Raw genomic sequence first — 20,200 nt, forward strand, 5'->3', positions numbered from 1 at the left:
GACATGAAAAACGCCAAACTTGGAATTGGGTCCGTCGTTATGGCGATGTGCCTGGGAGCGACCGGTGCGGTCGCTGAGACGACGGTCCGGATGTGGTCGTTTCTTGATCCAAGCAAGGATACTCCGCGTGAACGAGCATTGGCCCAGATCATAACCGGGTTCGAGCGCAAGCATTCCGACATCAAGATCAAGGTCGAGCCTCAAATCTGGCATCAACTGGCCGACAAGTTCACTCTGGCGGCCGGGTCCGGCGGCGCGCCCGATGTGGCTTGGATCAACTATCCAAAGCTCGTGGTGCCGATCAATGCGGGAGTGGTCGCCGACCTCAAGCCGCTGTTCCAGAATGAACTCTCGGCGGGCGCGCAGGAGGACTTTATCACCAAAGCGCCGCTGGATGCAGTGACAGTTGGCGGCAAGGTTCTTGCCGCGCCGATGTTCATGCTCTCCGGAGTTGTCATGTACCGGAAGGATGCCTTCAGCAAGCAGGGGCTCTCGCCCGCTGATGTAAAGACTTGGGACGGCATGCTTGCAGCCTCCAGGCAGCTGACGGAGAAGACTAACGGCCAGACGTCGTCTTGGGGAATGGGAATCGCACTTTCGAAGGATGGTGCATCCACCAACCCGCTTCTGGTCGGTCTGTTGGAACTTCAACCGAAGGTGTTCGATGAGAAATGTCGCCCGACCGTCGCCACCGAGGCCGGTGTGAAGGCGCTCCAGATGCAGGCCGACTTCGTTATGAAGAGCGCTACCTCGCCGGAGGCGATGGCGCGGACCTCCGACGACAATCAGGACCTGTTCACGGCAGGGCGGCAGGCAATCGTCGTGGGTGGCTCGAGCCGGGTCTCGAGCACGCGCGAGAAAGCAGCATGGGATGCGTCGCAGCTCGGTATCCTGAAATGGCCCAGCTGGACCGGGGCAATATCCGGCCCGTATGTCATGGATGGGTGGTTTGCCGTCGTCTGGAACAAGTCCCCAAACGCAAAAGCAGCGGCGGCGTTCGTCGAGTACATGATGAGCCGCGAAGTGGCTCCTCTCTGGACACTGGTTGGGGGGCAAGTCCCGTTCAGAAAATCCGTGATCGCGATGCCGGAGATGAAGTCGGATGCAAATGCCTGGATGACGCAAGTCACGGAAGGTTGGTCGGAGAATGTCGCGTTCCTGCCGTCGGAATGCAATGCCGGCGCACTCAACTCCGATCTGAATGAGGCGACCCAAAAGGTCATCACGGGCCGCGCAACCCCGCTGGAAGCACTGAAGGAAGTCGAGCGGCTCGGTGCGGAAAGGCTCTAATAATCCTACTCGTAGGATCGACACCTCCGCGAACACCGGCTCGCGCAAGTAACTAGTGGCTTCTGCGCATAGCCTTGCTATCCGTGCTGCGCAGGATAGAGGCGCCGAAACATCTTTGCTCGGGAGCCGGGCCGATTTGAGAAATCGAGCATACAATGGCACTTCTGTCTCTCGAAGCCGGTCGACCGCTAAGGATCCTTGCCTATGTTCAGCACGGGTACGAATTCATTGAACGGCATTGTGGCGCACTGGATGGCGTCCATCTCTTCAAAGTTGCGAGCATCGCCAAGCTCGCAGCCAGTATCGGAGATGCCGATGCCATCATACTCAGTGCGAGCGCCTACTCCGCTGAGGTTGCGCAACTTGCGTGCGAAAGCCGGCGCCTTCGATGGATCCAATGTGCTTCGATCGGGTATGACCCTTTCCTCGCACACGGCGTGCCGAAGGGCGCGATCGTCACCAATGCTGCAGGTGTTTGGAATTCGACAGTTGCCGAACATGCGATGACGCTGCTGCTGGCCTTGAACCGCCAAATCCCTCAGATGGAGCGCAACCGATTAGGTCGCCTTTATGATCGCAATGAGGTGTTTGGTCGGCTCAGGTCCGTAGAAGGTCAGACCCTGTTGATCATAGGCTATGGCTCGATAGGAATGCAGGTTGCAAAGCGCGCATCCGCGTTTGGGATGCACATCATCGCCGTTACCAAGTCGGGGTGTGCGGTGGGGGGGATCGAGACGGTTGGGGTAGAAAGCCTTCGCAACCAGATCCCGAAGGCCGACGCTGTGGTGCTGTCGCTCCCGCTCTCTTCCCAATCGCGCCACGTCTTCGGCGCCCCCGAATTCGCTCTCATGAGGCGAGCGGCGATCTTGATCAATGTCAGTCGCGGCGAGATCGTAGATCAAGGCGCACTTGTACGCGCCCTACAATCCGGATCAATCGCGGGAGCGGGCCTCGACGTTTTTGATCCAGAACCAATTCCTACAAACTCGTCACTTTGGGACCTGAGCAACGTTATTATAACGCCGCGTGTTGCTGGGTATGCTCCTCCAGCTTTCGCTAAACTTGGACAGCTTGTCGGAGAAAACTTACGACGCTTTCGCTCAAACGAATGTCTTTTGAACAGGGTTCTAGGTGAAACGTTGTGTCCATGTTGAATATTGCATCCGGAGTGCAGGTGGCACCCAGTTCGCCTGACCGTGACGGTCGGGTCTCGGGAATCGAGTAGACAGGGAAGCCTGTCCAAGAGAGCAACAATTCAAGATGTTTGCGTGTCCCCGCAACCCCCGACAATGTGCGACCGGCGTGATTTCAGATCGGAAAATTCTTCCAAGAGAGCAACAATTCAAGATGTTTGCGTGTCCCCGCAACCACTGAAAGCGACAAGCCCTCGACCGCGAAAGCGGCGGGGGCTTTCGTTTGTCCAGAACCCGCCATGCACAACACCAGCAGGCGGGCGAGACCACCCCGGAGCAGCGCCTCAAGGCCGGGCCCATCTGTCCGCGGCGTCAGGGTGATGCTTTCGATCATCGAACGGATCGTCTCGATCGCCTCATCCCGGCAGTCTACGTCGGTGAGCAGGCTTTCGAGCTCCCCGACTTTGCGCTCGTAGATGGCAGCCAGGTTCGGGTGCACGGAGACCTTCGACACAACAGGCGCCGGCCCGTGCCGCGCCACCAGGCTCGCCTTCTCGGCCTCAAGCTCGGTCAGGCGCGTCTTCATCACAGGCTGATACATGCCATCCTCGATCGCCCGCAGGATGCCGGCTATCTTGCGCTCAACCGCCGTGAGCTTGCCCGCCACCTCGGCATGCTGGCTGCCGACCTCTGCCACCAGGCGGTTAAACTCCTGCGTATAGGGGCCGGTGAACTCGGCGACGCGTTCAGGCGACAAGTGGTTCTGATTTAAGGCAGTGAGGATCCGGGTCTCGATCTCGTGGGGGGAGATCGTGCGGTCGTTGCTGCATACGCCCTTGGCGCGTCGTCCCGAGCACCAATGGGTATCCCGCGTCACGACACTGAATACGAGTGACGTCGCCGCTCGAAACTGCCTCAACGCCGCAGGCACTGACACCCGGCGTCAGCACGATCCCCTCGATGATCATCGACCGGATGATGGTCATTGCGTCTTCGCGGGCGGTTGCATCGTCGAGCGGCGGTTCCAGTTCTTCCACCTTGCGGCGATAGAGGCCGCAAAGGTTCGGATGCACGGACACATTGGGATCGGCCGTGGCGCCTTCTGGCGCGACAGAAAAGCAGCCTCCTCCGCTTCGAGCGCGCTCAGGCAAACCTTCATCGTCCCGTGATGCGCGTGAACGGGAACTACAATAGAAGTTCGAGCTCATGGGACCCGGCTACGATTGGCGGCGCTCCAATAAACGACTTCATCCCCGCGGGAGCTCGACAGCTCCATACTTGGCGTCGCTCTGCCATAAAATTACATGTGTCGGGCAAATCATAACCAAAGGCTTTACCGGCAGCGGACTTCCCCTGCACCAACCGGCCGAATTGGCTCCATTTGGTATTCAGGCGCAGGTCCGAGGGAAGATCGCCGCCATGGGGCCGAGCATGCCATCATGCACCACATCGACCCCATGAAGGCTCGCTTGGAAGGAGAGCCCATCCTTGACCGCAGCGACGTCAACGAGTTTGCGCGCGAGTCGGTCGCCGGGCTCGACGATCACCACATCGAAGGAGCCGCAACGCGCCTCTCCCCGTTTCGGCTGATAGCCGGGCCGATGGCTGTTCAGACCGACATGACCCGGTCGTTGAACGCTACCGTGACGTCCAATCCCAGCCCCTCCGCTTAGCGACATCAGGCCTCGATCCGTTCTGACCCATTCCTCGCGCTGGCTCTCGCTCGAATAGCGAGCAGGCCGGTCCGCATGGGCACCTCTGGCTTGGTGGCCCTCGAGCTGGCAAAAAATCTCTTGCTTCTCCGGGTGGCACCAACAGGTGATACGCCTTTGAATTTCCAGTGTTACATCTCGCTGAAGTGCCGGAGCATTCGCGCGGCGTCCGGTTCGCGGCCGGTGAACAGCCGGAAGGAACCGACTGCCTGGAAGACGGCCATTCCGCCGCCGGACATGGTGCGGCAACCCTGTGCGCGGGCTTGTCGCAGCAACTCGGTCTCCAGCGGGAAATAGACGATGTCGGCGACCCAGAGGCCTGGGCGCAGCAGGTCGACCGGCACAGCCGTTCCGGGATATTTCGCCATGCCGAGCGGCGTGGTATTGACCACTCCATCGGCCGCCGCCACGGCTTCAGCAATAGAACCGCTCATTGATGCGCGGCTTTGACCAAAGCCATCGCGCAAGCTCGCGACGAGGTTTTTGGCGCGGGTGCGATCCGTATCGACGATGGTGACTTCGCCCGCACCCAGCGTCAGGAGAGCGTGCGCCACGGCAGCGCCGGCTCCACCGGCGCCGAACTGAACCACGCGGTCGCGACCCACATCGGACAATTCGCGCCGGAAGCTCTCGGCAAAGCCCCACCAGTCGGTGTTGTGCCCCACGCGCCGGCCATCCTTCAGCACAACGGTGTTGACGGCGCCCAGCGCCGCCGCGTCATGCGACAGTTCGTCGAGAAACGGGATAATGGCCTGCTTGCAGGGATGTGTGATGTTGAGGCCGGCGAAGCCGAAATGCTGCGCAGCGTCGAGGATGTCAGGCAGAGCATTCGTATCGAGACCGAACAGCTCCAGATCGATCAGTTTGTATATATATCGCAAGCCTTGCTCGGCCCCTTCCCGTTCATGAAGAGCTGGTGTTCGGGAAGCCTGGATGCCGGCGCCGACCAAACCGACGAGAGCCGAAGGACACGTCCACAGATACCCGGCGGCGCCGGATCCGGGCGCCGGCTTGCGCGATCGTTTTTCGGTCATGAACGTCAGGGTCCTGGAGGTGAGGTTCCGATCATCCCAAGCATGGCCCGCACGGCCACGGGATAGCCGTTGGTGCCGAGGCCTGCGATGACAGCCGTTGCCACCGGGGAAACATAGGACCTGTGATAGATCGCCTCGCGTTTGTGGATATTCGAGATGTGGAGCTCGATGATGGGGCGCGAAAACATCTTCAGAGCGTCCATGATGGCCATCGACGTGAACGTGAAAGCCGCCGGATTGATGATGATGCCGCAGCCTTCATCGATCGCTTCATGCACCCACTCGATGATCTCGTATTCCCGGTTGGATTGACGGAAGACGACAAGCTGCCCCGAAGCAGCCTCGCGGCACGTAGCCTCGACTTCAGCCAATGTGGTCCGGCCATAGATCTCCGGCTCGCGCGTTCCGAGGCGATTGAGATTGGGGCCGTTCAGAATGTAAATCGGTGTGCTCATGGGGGGCGCTTCTTTTGCAACGAGTCCACTCATCCCTGGTAGCCAAACAAGCGCGGAAGCCAGAGGACGGTTTCAGGCACGAAGGTGAGGATCGCAAGTGCCACGATCATGGCGAAGAGGAAGGGGAGCGAATCGCGGACAATGTCTCGCAGCGGCTCCCCCGAGATGTTCGCCATGATGAACAGAAGCAGGCCGTAAGGCGGTGTGATCAGACCGATCATGATGTTCACGACCACCACGACGCCGAAATGCACGAGATCGATGCCCATAGCCTGCGCCGACGGAATGAACACCGGCACCACGATGAGCAGGATCGCCGTTCCTTCCAGCACGCAGCCCAACAGCAGCAGCAGGATGTTGACGAGAACCAGGAAGCCGATGGGCGAGAGATTCCATCCCGCGAGGAGCGCCTTCAAGCCCTCCGGAATATTCTCAACGGTGACGACGTAATTGAACACGAGCGCACCGGCGATCAGCATGCCGATCGAGGCCGTCGTCCGCGCGCTGGTTGCGAGCGATTGATAAAACTCCCGCCCGCTCACGCTGCGGTAAAGACCGGCCGAAATGACGAGCGCGTAGGCAGCCGCCACCGCAGCCGCCTCCGTGGGAGTCATCACGCCGCTGTAGATGCCCCCGAGAAGGACCACGGGCATCATCAACGTGGGGAATGCCTCCCACGTGGTCCGCGGCAACTCCCGCAGTGGAACCGGCTTCTCGACCGGAAAATTCCGACGGCGTGCCGTGATGAACACGATGATCATCTGACTCAATGCCATCAATAGGCCCGGGATGACACCGCCCAGAAACAGATATCCGATCGAGGCATCGGACACGAGGGCGTAAAGCACCATCGGGATCGACGGGGGAATGATCGGCCCGATGACGGACGAGGCGGCCGTCAAGGCTGCGGCGTAGCTCGCCGGGTATCGGCCGTCCCGGGTCATCATCAGCTGCATCATGCGCCCGGTGCCCGCTGCATCCGCGATCGCCGAGCCGGACATTCCGGCAAAGATGATGCTCTGAAGAATGTTGACGTGAGCCAATCCACCGCGGAAGCGGCCGACCAAGGCGTTGCAGAAGGCCATGAGCCGATCGGTCATGCTGCCGATGTTCATGAACTCAGCCGCCAGAATGAACAACGGAACCGAGAGGATAATGTAGTTGGAATACATCCCGTTCAGGAGCTGCTCCGCAGCCGTTCCCATGTCCAGCCCGGCCAAAAACAGATACAGGATCGACCCGGCGATCATCGCGTGACCGATTGGCAGTCCGAGAAAGGCGAGAAAGGTGATCGCGACAATCGCGAGCGAGAAGGGGCTCGTCAGGTTCATACGCCGGAACTCGCCTTCGTGGGATCGAACTGGTCTGGTGCGACGCCGCGCAGAGCCTGCCAGCCGAGCCAGATGTAGCGGACAATGGTGGCTACGACGAAGACAATGTAGATCGAGAACAGCCAGTCAAAACGGATCTTGAGATAGCTCGTCTTTTCGACCTTCATGAAGGTGATGTAGTCCAGAACTGCCGGAAACGAGATCATGTAGAGTGCGATGAGTGCCGCCGCGGTGATGACGCACATGACCCTCCGAGCGCCGGGACCGACCGCTCCGTAAAACACATCGAAGCGGATCTCCTCGCGCTCGCGGACGACGAAGGCCGCACCCCAGAGAACGAGCCAGATCCAGAGGATCACGCTCGCCTCATGCGTCCAGCCGATGGGCAGCCCGAGAACATATCGGAAGACGATCTGGAGGAGAAAAGCCAGGAACATCGCCGCCAGCATGGCGGCCGCAATATTCTCAGCGCGCCGGGCAAGCCACGCGCCAATCGTCCTTAACGCTGACGTCATGGAAATCCATCCCCTGATAGAAGGGTCAAAGCGTTGTTTGCGAGCAAAAGGGGTCGCCAGGATATCGGATGTCCGGCGACCCTGGATCACGCCTTACATCGCGTTGATCTTGTCCAGCATGCCGGGCGTCCAGCTCTTCGCCAGATCCGACGCGAGATACTTCTTCTGAGAAAACTCGCGGAAGGCTTTCAGGTCGGGCGTGTAGACGGTGAGGCCCTTTTCCTTGAGAAAACCGACAAGTTCCGTTTCCTTCTTCACATGCTCCTGGTTGCTCCACTCGACCACCTTGTCGGCAGCGGCCTGGAAGGCAGCCTGCTTCTCCGGCGGCATGGCGTTCCAGACTTTGTTGGACACCGCCAGCAGATCGAAACCGACGAGATGCGAAGTCAGGGCAACCTGCGACATCACCTCGTAGAACTTCATGTTCTGCACGTTCGGCAGCGGATTGTCCTGGCCGTCGATCGCGCCCGTCTGCAGTCCTGTATAGACCTCCGCATACGCCATCGGCGTCGGGTTCGCCCCGATGGCTTGGCCCAGGAACTGCCAGGCGTCCCCGCCGGGCATGCGAAGCTTGATGCCTGCGAGATCTTCCGGAGTATTGATCTTCTTGTTCGGCTTCAACCCGACCTGGCGGGCGCCGAAATAGGTAGGGGCCAGGATGTGGATGCCCAGTTGGTCTGAAGCAACCTTCCTCAACTGCTGCCCGATGTCGCTGGCAAACACCTTCTTCAGGTGATCGGCATCGCGAAAGAGGTAGGCGGAGGTGACAATAGACCAGGACGGGATTTGGTTCGAGATGTCCTGCGGTGCGATGTTGCCCATCTCCAAGTTGCCCCGCTGCATGGCAACCAGCTCGGTGCCCTGCTTGAACAGATTGCCGCCGTAATAGGGCTGAAGGACAAACCCTTGGGCCTTAATCTCTTCGCCGAACCGCTTCATCATCTCAGCCCGGATATCCTGCTCCGAGAAAACGGCTGAGAAGCGCAGGTTCGCAGGTGACTGTGCGTTGCTCGGTCCACTTGCGCCCCACGCGAGAACGGCTGCGCCAGCCGCCATCAGGAGGCGCCGATTGAAACTGAATGCCATGATTTCCTCTCCTCTGATACTGCGCACTGAATGCGTCTTAGGAGGCAGTATTTGCTTTGACGTTCATTAAATCAATATTCAATTTCAGAATTGTCTGATATTTCTGCTTTAGACCGATAATTTTATCCCCGGCGGTCGTGGCCGTGGGACTTATTTCCGCCGCGGCTCGTGGGGACCGAATGAGCATCGAACTGGTAGCCGCATCGATTGGCGACCGGGCCTATGACAGGATCCGGGCGGATATCGTCTTCGGCCGGTTGGAGCCGGGCGCACGCCTTCGTCTGGATCGGCTCGCCAATGCGTATGGAGCGAGCGTGAGCACTCTTCGGGAGATTTTGAGCCGCCTGTCATCGGAAGGCCTCGTGGTCGCTGAGGGACACCGCGGCTTTCGCGTCACCCCCGTTTCGCCGTCGGGGTTCGAGGATGTCGCAGCGATGCGACTACTCCTCGAGACCTATGCGCTTCCCTTGACGTTCGAGGCCGGCGATCTGGAATGGGAAGGCCGCGTCGTGGCCGCTCATCACAAGCTCGCTTTCATGGAGCGGCAGATGATGGCCGGCGACCAGGAGGGAACTGAACTCTGGAAGCGCTACGATCGTGAGTTTCACCAGTGTCTGGTCGACGCCTGCGGCTCTCGGACATTGCTCGATCTTTACGGCGGGGTTTTCGACCAGTACCTGCGCTATCAGATGGTAGCGGTCGTTTTCCGCGGAGAGATTGCGGCGGAAGAGCATCGATTGCTTCTGAACTGCGCTCTGACACGCGATGCCGATGAGGCCTGCAGGCTGCTCACGCAGCATGTGAATGGATGCGTGGCCTACACGCTCGAGAGCGGTGCGCTGGCATGACCGACGATGCTCAGGCAGTCGCGCAAAACATAACAGCGGGAGAGATCGCCTACCGGAAAATCCGGTCCGACATTATTTTCGGTCGCCTCGCGCCGGGCAAGAAACTCAAGCTCGAACGCCTGAAAGCCGATTATGGAGCCAGTGTCAGCACACTGAGGGAAATTCTGAACCGTCTCCACTCCGAACGGCTGGTAGTCGCCGAAGGACAGAAAGGTTTCGAGGTGGCGCCCGTCTCGATTCCCAACCTGAGAGAAATTGCAGCCCTCCGGCAACTCCTCGAATGTCGTGCTCTGGAGCAATCCTTCCAGGCCGGCGATATGGATTGGGAGGGCCGGGTCGTTGCCGCCCATCATCGGCTCGCCCGGATGGAAGAGCGGATGGCGCATGCGGACAGAAGCCATACCGAGGATTGGAAGCGCTACGATTGGCAGTTCCATCAGGCGCTCATCTCTGCCTGCGGGTCTAAAATGCTGATCGACAATCATGCGGCGGTCTTCGATAAATACCTGCGCTATCAGATGATTGCCCTGGGCTATCGCGGCGAGATCGCCGCCGATGAGCATGCTCTTCTCCTCGAATGTGCTCTCCAAAGAGATTCAGCGCGAGCCTGCAAAGTTCTGACGCGCCATGTTTCCGGCGGCGTCGAGCATGCTCTCGCAACCGGAACCATCAGCTAGAAAAAAGGAATGAGCAGCCATTTCGGCAACGCGCTCCCATGCTATTGAGAGGAAATTGACGAGCATGCGCACCGCTATTGCTACCGTTTGCCTGAGCGGAACTCTGACTGAAAAGATCGAGGCCATCGCGGCCGCGCGATTCAAAGGCGTGGAGATCTTCGAGAACGACCTCCTATCCTATAACGGGACACCGGCTGACGCCCGGCGCCTGATCGAAGGCCTTGGCCTTACGACCATTGCCTTTCAGCCGTTTCGCGATTTCGAGGGCATGCCCGACCCGCAGCGTTCCAAGGTGTTTGCCCGGGCCGAGCGCAAGTTCGACGTTATGGAGCAACTCGGCTGCGACCTTCTGATGGTGTGCAGCAACGTGTCGCCGGATTCCTCAGGCGGCATCGAACGAGCAGCTGCGGATTTCCATGAGCTCGGTGAGCGTGCCGCCAGGCGCGGCATGCGCGTAGCCTTTGAGGCATTGTCCTGGGGGCGGCACATCTCCGATTATCGCGATTCCTGGGAAGTGGTGCGGCGGGCCAATCATCCGGCTGTCGGGCTAACGCTCGATTCCTTCCATGTGCTGGCGCGTGGAACGGATCTCTCCGCCATCCGCTCTATCCCGCCAGACCGGATCTTCCTGGTGCAGGTTGCCGATGCGCCTAGGCTGGACATGGATTATCTCTCCTGGAGTCGGCACTATCGCTGCTTCCCTGGACAGGGCGACCTCCCTATCGACGAGTTCATCAACGCCCTCCATGCGACGGGTTTCGATGGGCTCCTGTCCCTCGAGATCTTCAACGACCGTTTTCGAGCCGGCTCCGCACGCAGCGTTGCGGTTGATGGGCAGCGTTCTCTCATCGTCATGTTGGATGAACTCCGCAGGCGCACGGAATCGGCAAATCCCAATCCGCCGGAACTTCCATCGAAGGCAGTCTGCTCGGGCGTGGAGTTCCTCGAATTCGCCGTTGACGAGGCCAGCGCCGTCGGATTCGAGCGGACGCTGAGGGGATTGGGGTTCCAGAAGGCCGGTCTTCATCGCTCGAAAGCCGTGACCCGCTGGCGGCAGGGCAACATCAACATCGTCTTAAATGCTGACAAGGAGGGCTTTGCCTATTCGTTCAACATCACGCACGGCACTTCCGTCTGCGCCTTGGCTTTAAGAGTCGATGATGCGCCGGGAACCGTACACCGTGCGCTGACCCTCCTGGACCAGCCCTTCCAGCAACCGACGGGCCCGGGCGAGATGGATATCCCGGCGGTCCGCGGCCTCGGCGGCAGCATCTTGTATTTCGTCGACCAAAAAACCGGGTTGGACCGTTTGTGGGAGGTCGATTTTGAACCTGTGGAAGGGGAGGGCGACTTTGCCGGAGTGGGGCTGCGATCTGTCGATCACGTTTCCCAGTCGATGCATTATGAGGAGATGCTGACGTGGCTCTTATTCTACACGTCGCTCCTCGATGTGCGGAAGACGCCGGTGCAAACTGTAATAGACCCGGGCGGCGTCGTGCAGAGCCAGGCTATCGAGTCTGCAGACGGCTCGCTTCGTCTGATCCTCAATGCGTCTCAAAGCCTCCGCACCCTGTCGTCTCGCTTCCTGAGCGAACTGTTTGGCTCCGGCGTTCAGCACATCGCCCTTGAGACCGGAGACATTTTCGCCACCGTTGAAGCCCTCAAAGCCAATGGCGTGAATCCCCTGCCGATTCCGGAAAACTACTATGACGACCTCGAAGTAAGAACCGACCTCTCGGCCGATGATCTCGAGAAGCTCCGGAGGGCCAACATCCTCTATGACCGTGAGCAGGAGGCTGAGTATTTTCAGGTCTACACCAGAACTCTGGAGGGAGGCTTCTTCTTCGAGATCGTGGAACGGCGCAACTACCGAGGATATGGCGCCGTCAACGCCCCCATTCGTCTCGCCTCGCAGTCCCAGTCGGGTTTCGAAGACCTGCCGCCAGGACTCTGAATGTGCTCCAGGATCCAAAATCGGCTCAGACTGATATGCGGAACGACCCGATGGGCAAAGGTTGGCGAGACTCAATCCCGTGGACGGGTGCAGGCATATGTCCGGCCTGCTTGCGCGCCACTGACCGCTGGCCTCAGCAGGTTCCGCGCACCGATCGTCCCATCAATCGTCGATGCGGCCTTCATCCGACGCCGGACTCCGACAGCTCTCGTTTGGCACCCCCGCGCATCGTCTGCGTCGGGGCAATTCCGGTCGAGCAGCCGCTGGTAAAACGAGGCCAAGAGGACTGGAAAGAAATGCCGGCCCGGCTAAGCCCGGCGTCGCTGTGAGGAATGAGCGGCGGCTGAGGAATTCATATGTCATGTCGCATCTCCGTGGAGGAGCTGGTGCCTGGAGTCAGCAAGCCCGGGCTTTTATGCGAAGGTGAAATTGTGGAGCGCAGCAGGCCGCTGGGTGTGGTGCGACAGCTCTGAATCCGATCGCGGCTTCTCTGCCCTGCCGAGGCAAGAGTTCGGGCTCCACACTTCGTCAACAGGGCGCGGCGTCCCCGATAGGGACTTTCTTAACGTCAACTCAGCGTGAGCTGACTCCCGAGTCTTGACATGAAATACAACGTGTATACCGTCATGAAATAGCATGCCGACACCCTGAACAAATGCGCTGCGAATGACCGATCGCGGCAACACTGGGACATCAATGATAAAGCCTGAGCGCCCACCCCACGACCACACGCAGAAACTCATAACATTTCTGTACTATCGTGATTTGCCGCGTGCCATGCGCTTCTACGAGGAGACCATGGGCCTTGAATTGGAAATCGATCAGGGCTGGTCGAAAATTTATCGAGTGACGTCGAACGGTTATTTGGGATTGGTCGACGAAACGCGCGGCAGCCACCGGGCTCATGATATCAAACCCGTTCAAATCTGCATACGCGTGGCGGATGTCGACGCCTGGCATCGATATGCCGCGAGTGGTGGAGTCGATAAGCTGACGGAACCTCGTACGAATGTCGAGTTGAAGATCCGGGCGTTCACGTTCAACGATCCCGAGGGATACCAGATCGAAATGCAGTCAGCGCTCGACCAAACCGGCTGATGAGAGGAATAGGCGCGCTGCTTGACCGGCCAGCGTTCACTCAGATATCGGATTACGTCCTCTCAGCCGGGCGCTCGTTCGTGATTGGCCTTACGATGAAGGGTCAGCTTTATAGGACGATGTTGCGATGACCCATATTCCGGATCCTGGGGTGCGGTTGGGAGACGCCACCTATTCGCGCCTTCGCGACATGATCCTCAATGGAACGTTGCCCACTGGAACTGTCCTGCATGAGAAGCGCTTGGCGGAAGGCCTTTTGGTCTCCCGCACTCCCGTCCGAGAGGCCATCTCGCGTTTGATCTCGGCCGGTTTGGTGGTGCGGGATCCGGGGTTGGCGCCGGTTGTCCGACGTCTTTCCGTCAACGAGTTTATCGAAGTTCTCCATGTCCGCAGATTGCTCGAGGTCGAGGCCGCGGGCCGTGCTGCCGAGCGGAATGGCACGGCGGAGTATGCAAGTCTGCGCGAGCAATTCGTTCGGTTCCGCGACGCTCAGGTCGTCGATTTCACAGAGCAATTCAACGCCGACGAGAGACTCCATGAGATCCTGGCACTGCAAGCCGATTCAAAACTCCTGGCTGAGCTGATTTCCGATCTTCGGATGAAGACCCAAATTTTTGACGCCACCCGCGTGCCAGAGCGCATAAAGGCTGGATCGATCGAGCATATCGGAATCATCGACTCGGTGGTTTCGGGCGATGTGGAGCGGTCGCGAGAGGCTATGCGCACACATATCGACAACGTCCGCGCCAGCGTGCTCTCGCATTTGCAGCGTCTCTTCTGAAGCCACTTTACATGGCGAATTCTGCAAGAAATCCGATCGCAAGATACGGTTCGCGCCAATCCTTGTACCAGTTTACAATCCGTGCGCCCACCTCGCTCACCGTGATCGTATCGCGAGACTGGTACAACACACCGTCTCGTTGAACGATGAGGTCGATGACCATCACCATTCCGGTCTCGATCGCGGTGTCGTCGCCCGGAGCGAAGAACGGAGCCTCCATCGGCGCTACGCCTATGCCGAACCCGATTGGGACGTCCGAACGGAGTGAGATTGCCCCATCTGTTGCGAAGGACGCGACCTCACGATAGATATCCGAACACCGATTTCCGGGCTTTATCTTGTCCAGCATAAATGTGCGAAGTTGGTTCAGATCTTCATAGGCCCGCTCCTGTACTTCAGTCATTGAAGTCGCGTTAATGGCCAGTCGGATCGCGTTGCTCCAATAACCCCCGTCCGTGTTAGCGACTTCCGCAACGATGAGATCATCCGGATATTTGCGCACGTCCATCGCGGCGAAGTCGTAATCGGGGGCATAAGGCCAGAATTTTTTCGTCCCTTCACCAACCTTCGCGCGTGCGCAGGCGTTGTATCCGGAAATCTCTATATCGCGCTCGAGGCTATGGATGCGAAGTTGCTCCGAAATGACAAGTGCTGATGAAGCCCGGTTGGCGATGAGGTGATGGAAGTAGCCGTTGATGGCGTGATCGGTCTTGAGCGCCAGATCTTCAAGACGTGCCTGCTCGATCGGCGTTTTCATCATCCGGCAACGGCGCAACGCGTCGTCGCACCTGACGGTTCGATGACCCTCGCGGCAGAGTGCTTCCGAAAGGAGGCCAGCGACAGCGACAGGCATTGCGTCGCCATCAAAACCGATTGCGCCGGGCTCGCGTAAAAACACCAGAGCGGCCGCAACGGCGCCTTGGATCTGGTCCGTCTCCCCCGAATAGGCGCGAATGGCATCAACCTCGGCACATTCTCTCGCCGATGTCTCCCACACGGCGGGAACAACCAGTTCCCGAGACCCATCGCTGCGGACGATTCCGAAAACCGGGCGATCGGGTTGCGCATGCATCATCGGCAGCCAAAGGCCTGTGGCGTAACGGATATTGAACGGGTCTCCCACGATCATTGCGTCCAGCCCGGATGCTTGCATAGCGTCAAGGATTTTTTCGAGTTTTAATGTGTCGGCCATCGGGGTAGGGCGTCCTATCGTCTCGTTATCCATGCCTGGCAGAGGTGCCGTGAATTGGGTAGAGGTAGTTCCAATCCTTGTACCAGCTCAGCAATTCCGCGCGTCCGTCTCTCACTCGATAAAGATCGCGATTGCAGATCAGTTCGCGATTTTCGCCGAAAGTGTAGACGCCAAGCGTCACCACCATATCGGCCCGTAGGATCGTCATGTCGTGGGGAGCCAAGTAAGGCGCCTCCCGCTCGGAAGTTCCGACGCCGTGGCCGAGCTCTGCCTCTTCCCAGAACGGAATGGACAAGCGTACGCTTGCCGCCTTCACTGCGTGAAATACATCGCAGGCGCGTGCTCCGGCTGTCAAAGCGTCAACTGCGGAGGTACGCAGGGTCAGATTGTCCGCATAGCATTGCCTGGCATTCGCCCCGGGCTTCCCCACATAAGCCGTTCGGCTGCCCGCGTTCCAATAGCCTCGATTGCTCATGGAGTATTCAAGACGAAGATAAGATTGATCTTCGAAAACCTCGCGCGTGCCAATCCGGTGTTGCAGGTCCTGGGCGCGCTGCCCCTGCATGACCGCAAGATTCCCGACGCCCGACCCCTCGAATTCTCCCACGTGCACGCGAAACCGCTCGGCATATTCCCAGAGAGGAAAGCTCAATCTGTCGAGTGCCGCGCCTTCGGCATGGTTCAAAGCACTGATATACCCCCGGTCGCCGATGCGGGCTGCAATTTCCAACATGCGGATTTCAGCACTTGTCTTGGTGATGCGCAGATCGCGCATAAACCCATCTATTGCATGGAAGCGCCTGTCGGGCATGCAATCGGTCAAGGCGCGATGCAGCCCTCCACTCATGTGAATCGCGTCGAACCCGATGGACGCGCCGCTGTTGCCATCGCGAGAAATAACGCTCTGGATCGCGTGCGCGAGAGCCTGCTCGGGGGTTGGTTCCACAAGTTCGTAGAGAAGGACTTCCCCGTCCCAACCGCAATCTCCAGGAATGTCCACAAGATCTGCGGTGCACAGGATCGTCCTCCGACCGCTGGCGAAGTTGATGTGAAGCGCGACAGGATGGGTCATCCGTTGGTCGAGATAAGGGAAGACGACGCCTCCCGTCAGGTAGGCAATATTCGCGCTCCCCACCACGAGCAGCGAACGCAGTTTCGCCGCGCTGGCGGCGGCGTCCACCTTCGAGGACAACTCGGCCCGCTCTTCAAGTGAGAGGCTGAGACGGTTTAATCTGCCCATGTTGGTTCCATCCAAAGACTCACATTCTTTCTGTCGTTGCGTCCGTCACTCGTCCGCCGGAACCGCCATGCCACGCGTCACACCGGGGCGATCGCCGACCTCGGCGAGCCAGCGTTCCAAGTGAGGGGTGCTGTTCGACCTCTCAATCAGGGGACGACGAAAATGAGCGGTGGGGTAAAGAGCAAAATCAGCCACGCATATCTCTTGGCCAGCGAGATACCGGTTCCTGGCAAGCCGGGCGTCGGCCATTTCGAAATAACGCAACAGCCTCGCCTCGTAATGCGCCAAGATATGCGCCGGCGTGTCTTTGAGATGCGTGCCAAGCACAAAAATGGGATGCGTCGCAGAAATGATATCCGTCATGACGAAACTCATCCATTCCAGCATCGCGGCGCGCGGCGCGGCGTCCGAAAACGAGAACCTCCCTTCGCGTTCGCAGAGATACTGCATGATGGCGAAGGATTGGCTGATCGACACGCCATCCCGGTGGTCGATCAGCGTCGGGATCGTTCCCGCCGGGTTGGCTTCAACCAGCTCCGGCGGCTTGACGTCTATGGTCGTGCCGAGCGCTACACGGTGGGTGCGGTACGCAAGCCCCAGCTCCTCAAGCATGATCGAGGCGCGCATACCGTTGGTCGTGGGTGCTGTGTAGAGATCGAACACGATTTGTCTCCGTCGATGCCGGTTATTATTGCTGAGTGAGATTCAGTTTTCTGAAGATCGGTGTCCAAATCTCCGATTGTGCCGCCATGAACGCGGCGTGCTCGGCCGGGGTGGACGGGGCAGGCTCGGTTCCCAACTGCTCGAAGCGCTTGAGTGCCTCTGGGTTCTTGTAGACGGCATCAAAGCCGGCCCTGATCTTTGCCACGACATCGTCCGGCATTCCTGCGGGGCCGAAGAGTCCCTGCCAACTCACCACCACGTAGCCATCCAACCCGCTCTCCTGGAGCGTCGGGACGGAGTTCAGTTTTGCAGAACGTTTCGCGCCGGTGGTCGCCAGTGCTTTCCATTCTTTTGCGTCGATGTTGGCGATGGATGGCGAGATGCCGTTGAAAATGGTCTGAATTTCGCCAGAGAGAAGATCCGTCTGCGCCTGGCTGTCGCCCTTGTAGGGAATGTGCAGCATGTCGGTTTTTGTCATGTCCATGAACAGAACAGTTGACAGATGCGTCGAGCCGCCCGCACCGGTGGTGCCGTATTTGTATTTCCCGGGCGAAGCCCGCAGAAGTTCAACGAACTCCTTGACGTTCGCGGCGGGCACATCCTTGTTCACAATCAGAACGTTGGAATTCGAGAACATCAAACCCAGAGGGGTGAGATCTTTCTTCCAATCGTAGGGTACCGTCTTGTAGAGATGGCCGTTGTTGATGACGTTCGAGCCGCCGATCAGCAGCGTATAACCGTCCGGCTCCGCGCGCGCTGCAGCCTCCGTGCCGATGTTGCCCGAAGCGCCACCGCGATTGTCGACGACGACCGGCTGCCCCATCGCGACTGCAAACGCATCGGCGAAGGCGCGGGTCTGAATATCAGCCGAGCCGCCGGCCGGGAACGGAACGATGATTCGGATGGGTTTGGTCGGATAGCTTTGTGCTGCGGCGGGCACGATGGACATCGTGACAGCTGCGATTGCGAGAGCAAATGTCGTCAGGGCCGATTTTCTCATGACGCTTCTCCTTGGCTAAAAGTTTCCGTTCGACGTTTGGCAAGTGCCGGAATGGCCATTGCCGCAAACATGACAATCGTGATGAGGAGGAACACGGCGCTCAATGGACGCGTGAGGAAGACCGTCCAGTCCCCACCGGAAATCAGCAATGCTCGACGCAAATTCTCTTCCAAAGCGGGGCCGAGCACGAAGCCGAGGAGGAGGGGCGCCGCTTCGAGCTTAAGCTTGATGAACACGAAACCTAAGACCCCGAAGGCAATTGCCAGCCCAACTTCGAAGACGCTGTTGTTGAGGCTGAACGCTCCAACACAACAGAAGAACAAGATGGCCGGAAACAGCAACCTGTAAGGGATACGCAGCAATTGAACCCAGATGCCGACAAGGGGCAGATTGATAATGAGGAGCATCAGGTTGCCAAACCACATACTCGCGACGAAGCCCCAGAAGAGTTCCGGACGCTGTGTCATCACTTGCGGGCCAGGCTGTATCCCGTGAATGACCATCGCGGCCAGCATCATAGCGACAACAGGGTTGCCGGGGATGCCCAGAGTCAGCAGCGGCACGAAACTGAGTTGTGCGGCAGCGTTGTTGGCGGCTTCCGGCCCGGCGACGCCCTCGATGGCTCCCTGTCCAAATCGCGAGGGATCGCGTGCGACCTGCTTCTCGACCGCATATGATGCAAGAGACGCCAGCATCGCGCCACCACCTGGCAAGAGACCCAGCACAGCGCCTAGGCCGGTTCCGCGCACGATAGCGCCGATGGACGCGCGAAACTCGGCGAGACTCGGCATCAGGGATCCAATGACTGCCGTGGTCTGGTTGCGACGTTCCGGCTTCTCCAGATTCGCGATGACGTCTGCGATGCCGAAAAGCCCCATTGCGACGGCAACGAATTCAATCCCGTCGAACAGTTCCGGCAGGCCAAAGGTGAAGCGTTGCTCAGTCGTGTTCACGTCGGTGCCGACGAAGCCGAGGGCGACGCCCAGCAGGAGCATAGCGAGCGCCTTGAGCAGGCGCCCTTGTGCCAGGACCACAGAGGCTATCAGTCCAAGCACCATCATGGAGAAATATTCGGGCGCCGAGAATCGCAGCGCCACCTTCGACAATGCCGGAGAGAACAAGGCGATAAGGATCGTTCCGACGCAACCCGCGAAAAAGGAGCCGATCGCGGCGATCGCCAGCGCCGAACCGGCGCGTCCCCGTCGCGCCATGGCATGCCCGTCGATCATCGTCACTACAGAAGACGTTTCGCCAGGCAGATTGACGAGAATTGCCGTCGTGGAGCCACCGTAGAGAGCGCCATAATAGATACCTGACAGCATGATCAGGGCTGCAAGCGGTGGGAGGTAATAAGTCACCGGCAGCAGCAGCGCCATTGTGGCCAGCGGACCGATTCCGGGCAGCACTCCGATGAGGGTTCCGAGAAGCGCGCCCACCAGACAGAACATGAGGTTGGTTGGTGTGCCGGCGATCAGCAATCCGTCGAAGAATAGGGTCAGGACATCTGGCATGGCGTCACTCCGACCAAGGCCAGATAGGCAATGGAACGCCTAGTCCTACCGAAAAGACCAGGGTGGCAAAGATCGCCAGCATGGTGCCCGCGATGGCACTCTCCCGGAAGCGGGCGTCCTCGTCAGCAAAACTGACGATCATCACGAGAACGAGCGAGGCCGCGAAGAGACCGCCTGTCCGTAGCAGGAGCGCAAATGCAGTCGTTCCGAGGATCACGAGCAAGGCCGGCCGTATCTGGAAGACCTCGAGGGGCTCACGTGAAGCTGTGGCTCCTTGGACAGCGATGACCGTTCCGATGCAGGCGAGGATCCCGAACACACCCAAAGGCATGTAGCCCGGTCCCATCTCTGCTGCCGTGCCGATCTGGTAGCGAGATGACAGGATCGCGCCGACAATGCCCACAAGGGCAAAGAACAGTCCGCCGAGGATGTCGTCGATATTTCCTCTCGCCATCGTCAGGTCACAACGCACGACGGTTTGGCAGGCATCCTCGATGGCCGTCGCACCCGTGCATCATGAGCTCCCGAGGAATGGTGAAAATTTATGCAGTTGAGTCGATATCCAGACGGTATACGCGCTGCATGCAGTGTCAAGGGGCGCCAGTTTGATTGTTTTGGCCGCGGTTCATCGCTGCGTTTTATCGGTGGAATGGGGAGGATGAATAAGGCGAGAACGACCT

21 protein-coding genes are annotated in these 20,200 nt (G+C 59.2%); 7 read left to right on the top strand and 14 right to left on the bottom strand.

The genetic code is table 11. The features are described from left to right. The first annotated feature begins 3 nt into the window (after nucleotides 1–3). Nucleotides 4–1,290: an ABC transporter substrate-binding protein gene (locus J4G32_RS13370; protein WP_210495109.1), complete on the top strand. Its 1,287-nt coding sequence runs from the start codon at nucleotides 4–6 to the stop codon at nucleotides 1,288–1,290. A 155-nt stretch (nucleotides 1,291–1,445) separates the two neighbouring features. Then, entirely contained in the window at nucleotides 1,446–2,444 is a 999-nt protein-coding gene (locus tag J4G32_RS13375) for a D-2-hydroxyacid dehydrogenase (protein WP_210495118.1), read from the top strand. Between the two features lie 154 nt (nucleotides 2,445–2,598). Here the strand turns inward: J4G32_RS13375 and J4G32_RS13380 are convergent, their stop codons facing one another. The 8 genes from J4G32_RS13380 to J4G32_RS13415 form a co-directional block, all read right to left on the bottom strand. Continuing rightward, nucleotides 2,599–3,180, bottom strand: a complete 582-nt coding sequence (locus J4G32_RS13380; protein ID WP_210495122.1) for a hypothetical protein — start codon at nucleotides 3,178–3,180, stop codon at nucleotides 2,599–2,601. Then, on the bottom strand, nucleotides 3,170–3,574 hold the full coding sequence (locus tag J4G32_RS13385; RefSeq protein WP_210495127.1) for a hypothetical protein: 405 nt from the start codon (nucleotides 3,572–3,574) through the stop codon (nucleotides 3,170–3,172). The genes J4G32_RS13380 and J4G32_RS13385 overlap by 11 nt, the downstream gene beginning before the upstream one ends. A gap of 237 nt (nucleotides 3,575–3,811) precedes the next feature. Then, a complete protein-coding gene (locus J4G32_RS13390; protein ID WP_210495132.1) occupies nucleotides 3,812–4,102 on the bottom strand; it encodes a recombinase family protein in 291 nt (96 codons plus the stop codon). A gap of 164 nt (nucleotides 4,103–4,266) precedes the next feature. Continuing rightward, the gene (locus J4G32_RS13395; protein WP_210495139.1) at nucleotides 4,267–5,169 is read right to left on the bottom strand and encodes a shikimate dehydrogenase; all 903 of its coding nucleotides are present in this window, start codon (nucleotides 5,167–5,169) and stop codon (nucleotides 4,267–4,269) included. A gap of 5 nt (nucleotides 5,170–5,174) precedes the next feature. After that, a complete protein-coding gene (locus J4G32_RS13400; protein WP_210495141.1) occupies nucleotides 5,175–5,624 on the bottom strand; it encodes a type II 3-dehydroquinate dehydratase in 450 nt (149 codons plus the stop codon). 29 nt (nucleotides 5,625–5,653) lie between these two features. Next, nucleotides 5,654–6,955 (bottom strand): TRAP transporter large permease, encoded by a 1,302-nt coding sequence (locus J4G32_RS13405; RefSeq protein ID WP_210495144.1) that lies wholly within the window; start codon nucleotides 6,953–6,955, stop codon nucleotides 5,654–5,656. Continuing rightward, nucleotides 6,952–7,470 carry a TRAP transporter small permease gene (locus tag J4G32_RS13410; protein ID WP_210495146.1) on the bottom strand — a complete coding sequence of 173 codons (519 nt, stop codon included), beginning with the start codon at nucleotides 7,468–7,470 and terminating at the stop codon, nucleotides 6,952–6,954. Before J4G32_RS13410 ends, J4G32_RS13405 begins: the two co-directional genes overlap by 4 nt. A 93-nt stretch (nucleotides 7,471–7,563) precedes the next feature. Further along, a complete protein-coding gene (locus J4G32_RS13415; RefSeq protein ID WP_210495153.1) occupies nucleotides 7,564–8,556 on the bottom strand; it encodes a sialic acid TRAP transporter substrate-binding protein SiaP in 993 nt (330 codons plus the stop codon). Nucleotides 8,557–8,735: 179 nt separating this feature from the next. On the opposite strand from J4G32_RS13415, the gene J4G32_RS13420 reads away from it, so the two are divergent. The 5 genes from J4G32_RS13420 (at nucleotide 8,736) to J4G32_RS13440 (ending at nucleotide 13,914) form a co-directional block, all read left to right on the top strand. After that, the gene (locus J4G32_RS13420; protein WP_210495158.1) at nucleotides 8,736–9,404 is read left to right on the top strand and encodes a GntR family transcriptional regulator; all 669 of its coding nucleotides are present in this window, start codon (nucleotides 8,736–8,738) and stop codon (nucleotides 9,402–9,404) included. Then, nucleotides 9,401–10,081, top strand: coding sequence for a GntR family transcriptional regulator (locus J4G32_RS13425; RefSeq protein WP_210495164.1), 681 nt, complete (start codon nucleotides 9,401–9,403; stop codon nucleotides 10,079–10,081). Before J4G32_RS13420 ends, J4G32_RS13425 begins: the two co-directional genes overlap by 4 nt. Nucleotides 10,082–10,145: 64 nt before the next feature. Next, nucleotides 10,146–12,035 carry a bifunctional sugar phosphate isomerase/epimerase/4-hydroxyphenylpyruvate dioxygenase family protein gene (locus J4G32_RS13430; RefSeq protein ID WP_210495166.1) on the top strand — a complete coding sequence of 630 codons (1,890 nt, stop codon included), beginning with the start codon at nucleotides 10,146–10,148 and terminating at the stop codon, nucleotides 12,033–12,035. A gap of 666 nt (nucleotides 12,036–12,701) precedes the next feature. Further along, the gene (locus tag J4G32_RS13435) at nucleotides 12,702–13,133 is read left to right on the top strand and encodes a VOC family protein (RefSeq protein ID WP_246505060.1); all 432 of its coding nucleotides are present in this window, start codon (nucleotides 12,702–12,704) and stop codon (nucleotides 13,131–13,133) included. A 127-nt stretch (nucleotides 13,134–13,260) separates the two neighbouring features. Further along, on the top strand, nucleotides 13,261–13,914 hold the full coding sequence (locus tag J4G32_RS13440) for a GntR family transcriptional regulator (protein ID WP_210495167.1): 654 nt from the start codon (nucleotides 13,261–13,263) through the stop codon (nucleotides 13,912–13,914). Between the two features lie 7 nt (nucleotides 13,915–13,921). Here J4G32_RS13440 and J4G32_RS13445 read toward each other — a convergent pair whose 3' ends face one another. Genes J4G32_RS13445 through J4G32_RS13470 form a run of 6 tightly spaced genes read right to left on the bottom strand, consistent with a single transcriptional unit; the run spans nucleotide 13,922 to nucleotide 19,974 of the window. Next, complete coding sequence (locus J4G32_RS13445; RefSeq protein WP_210495170.1) at nucleotides 13,922–15,106, bottom strand: aminopeptidase P family protein; 1,185 nt, start codon at nucleotides 15,104–15,106, stop codon at nucleotides 13,922–13,924. 25 nt (nucleotides 15,107–15,131) lie between these two features. Next, on the bottom strand, nucleotides 15,132–16,361 hold the full coding sequence (locus J4G32_RS13450; protein ID WP_210495180.1) for a M24 family metallopeptidase: 1,230 nt from the start codon (nucleotides 16,359–16,361) through the stop codon (nucleotides 15,132–15,134). Between the two features lie 30 nt (nucleotides 16,362–16,391). After that, nucleotides 16,392–17,009, bottom strand: a complete 618-nt coding sequence (locus tag J4G32_RS22100; RefSeq protein ID WP_210495185.1) for a glutathione S-transferase family protein — start codon at nucleotides 17,007–17,009, stop codon at nucleotides 16,392–16,394. 25 nt (nucleotides 17,010–17,034) lie between these two features. Then, nucleotides 17,035–18,009: a Bug family tripartite tricarboxylate transporter substrate binding protein gene (locus tag J4G32_RS13460; protein ID WP_210495189.1), complete on the bottom strand. Its 975-nt coding sequence runs from the start codon at nucleotides 18,007–18,009 to the stop codon at nucleotides 17,035–17,037. After that, nucleotides 18,006–19,520, bottom strand: coding sequence for a tripartite tricarboxylate transporter permease (locus J4G32_RS13465; protein ID WP_210495193.1), 1,515 nt, complete (start codon nucleotides 19,518–19,520; stop codon nucleotides 18,006–18,008). The genes J4G32_RS13460 and J4G32_RS13465 overlap by 4 nt, the downstream gene beginning before the upstream one ends. Nucleotides 19,521–19,524: 4 nt before the next feature. Next, nucleotides 19,525–19,974, bottom strand: coding sequence for a tripartite tricarboxylate transporter TctB family protein (locus tag J4G32_RS13470; protein WP_210495194.1), 450 nt, complete (start codon nucleotides 19,972–19,974; stop codon nucleotides 19,525–19,527). Nucleotides 19,975–20,200: the final 226 nt, after the last annotated feature.

This window comes from Microvirga antarctica (assembly GCF_017921815.1).
Taxonomy (GTDB): Bacteria; Pseudomonadota; Alphaproteobacteria; order Rhizobiales; family Beijerinckiaceae; genus Microvirga; species Microvirga antarctica.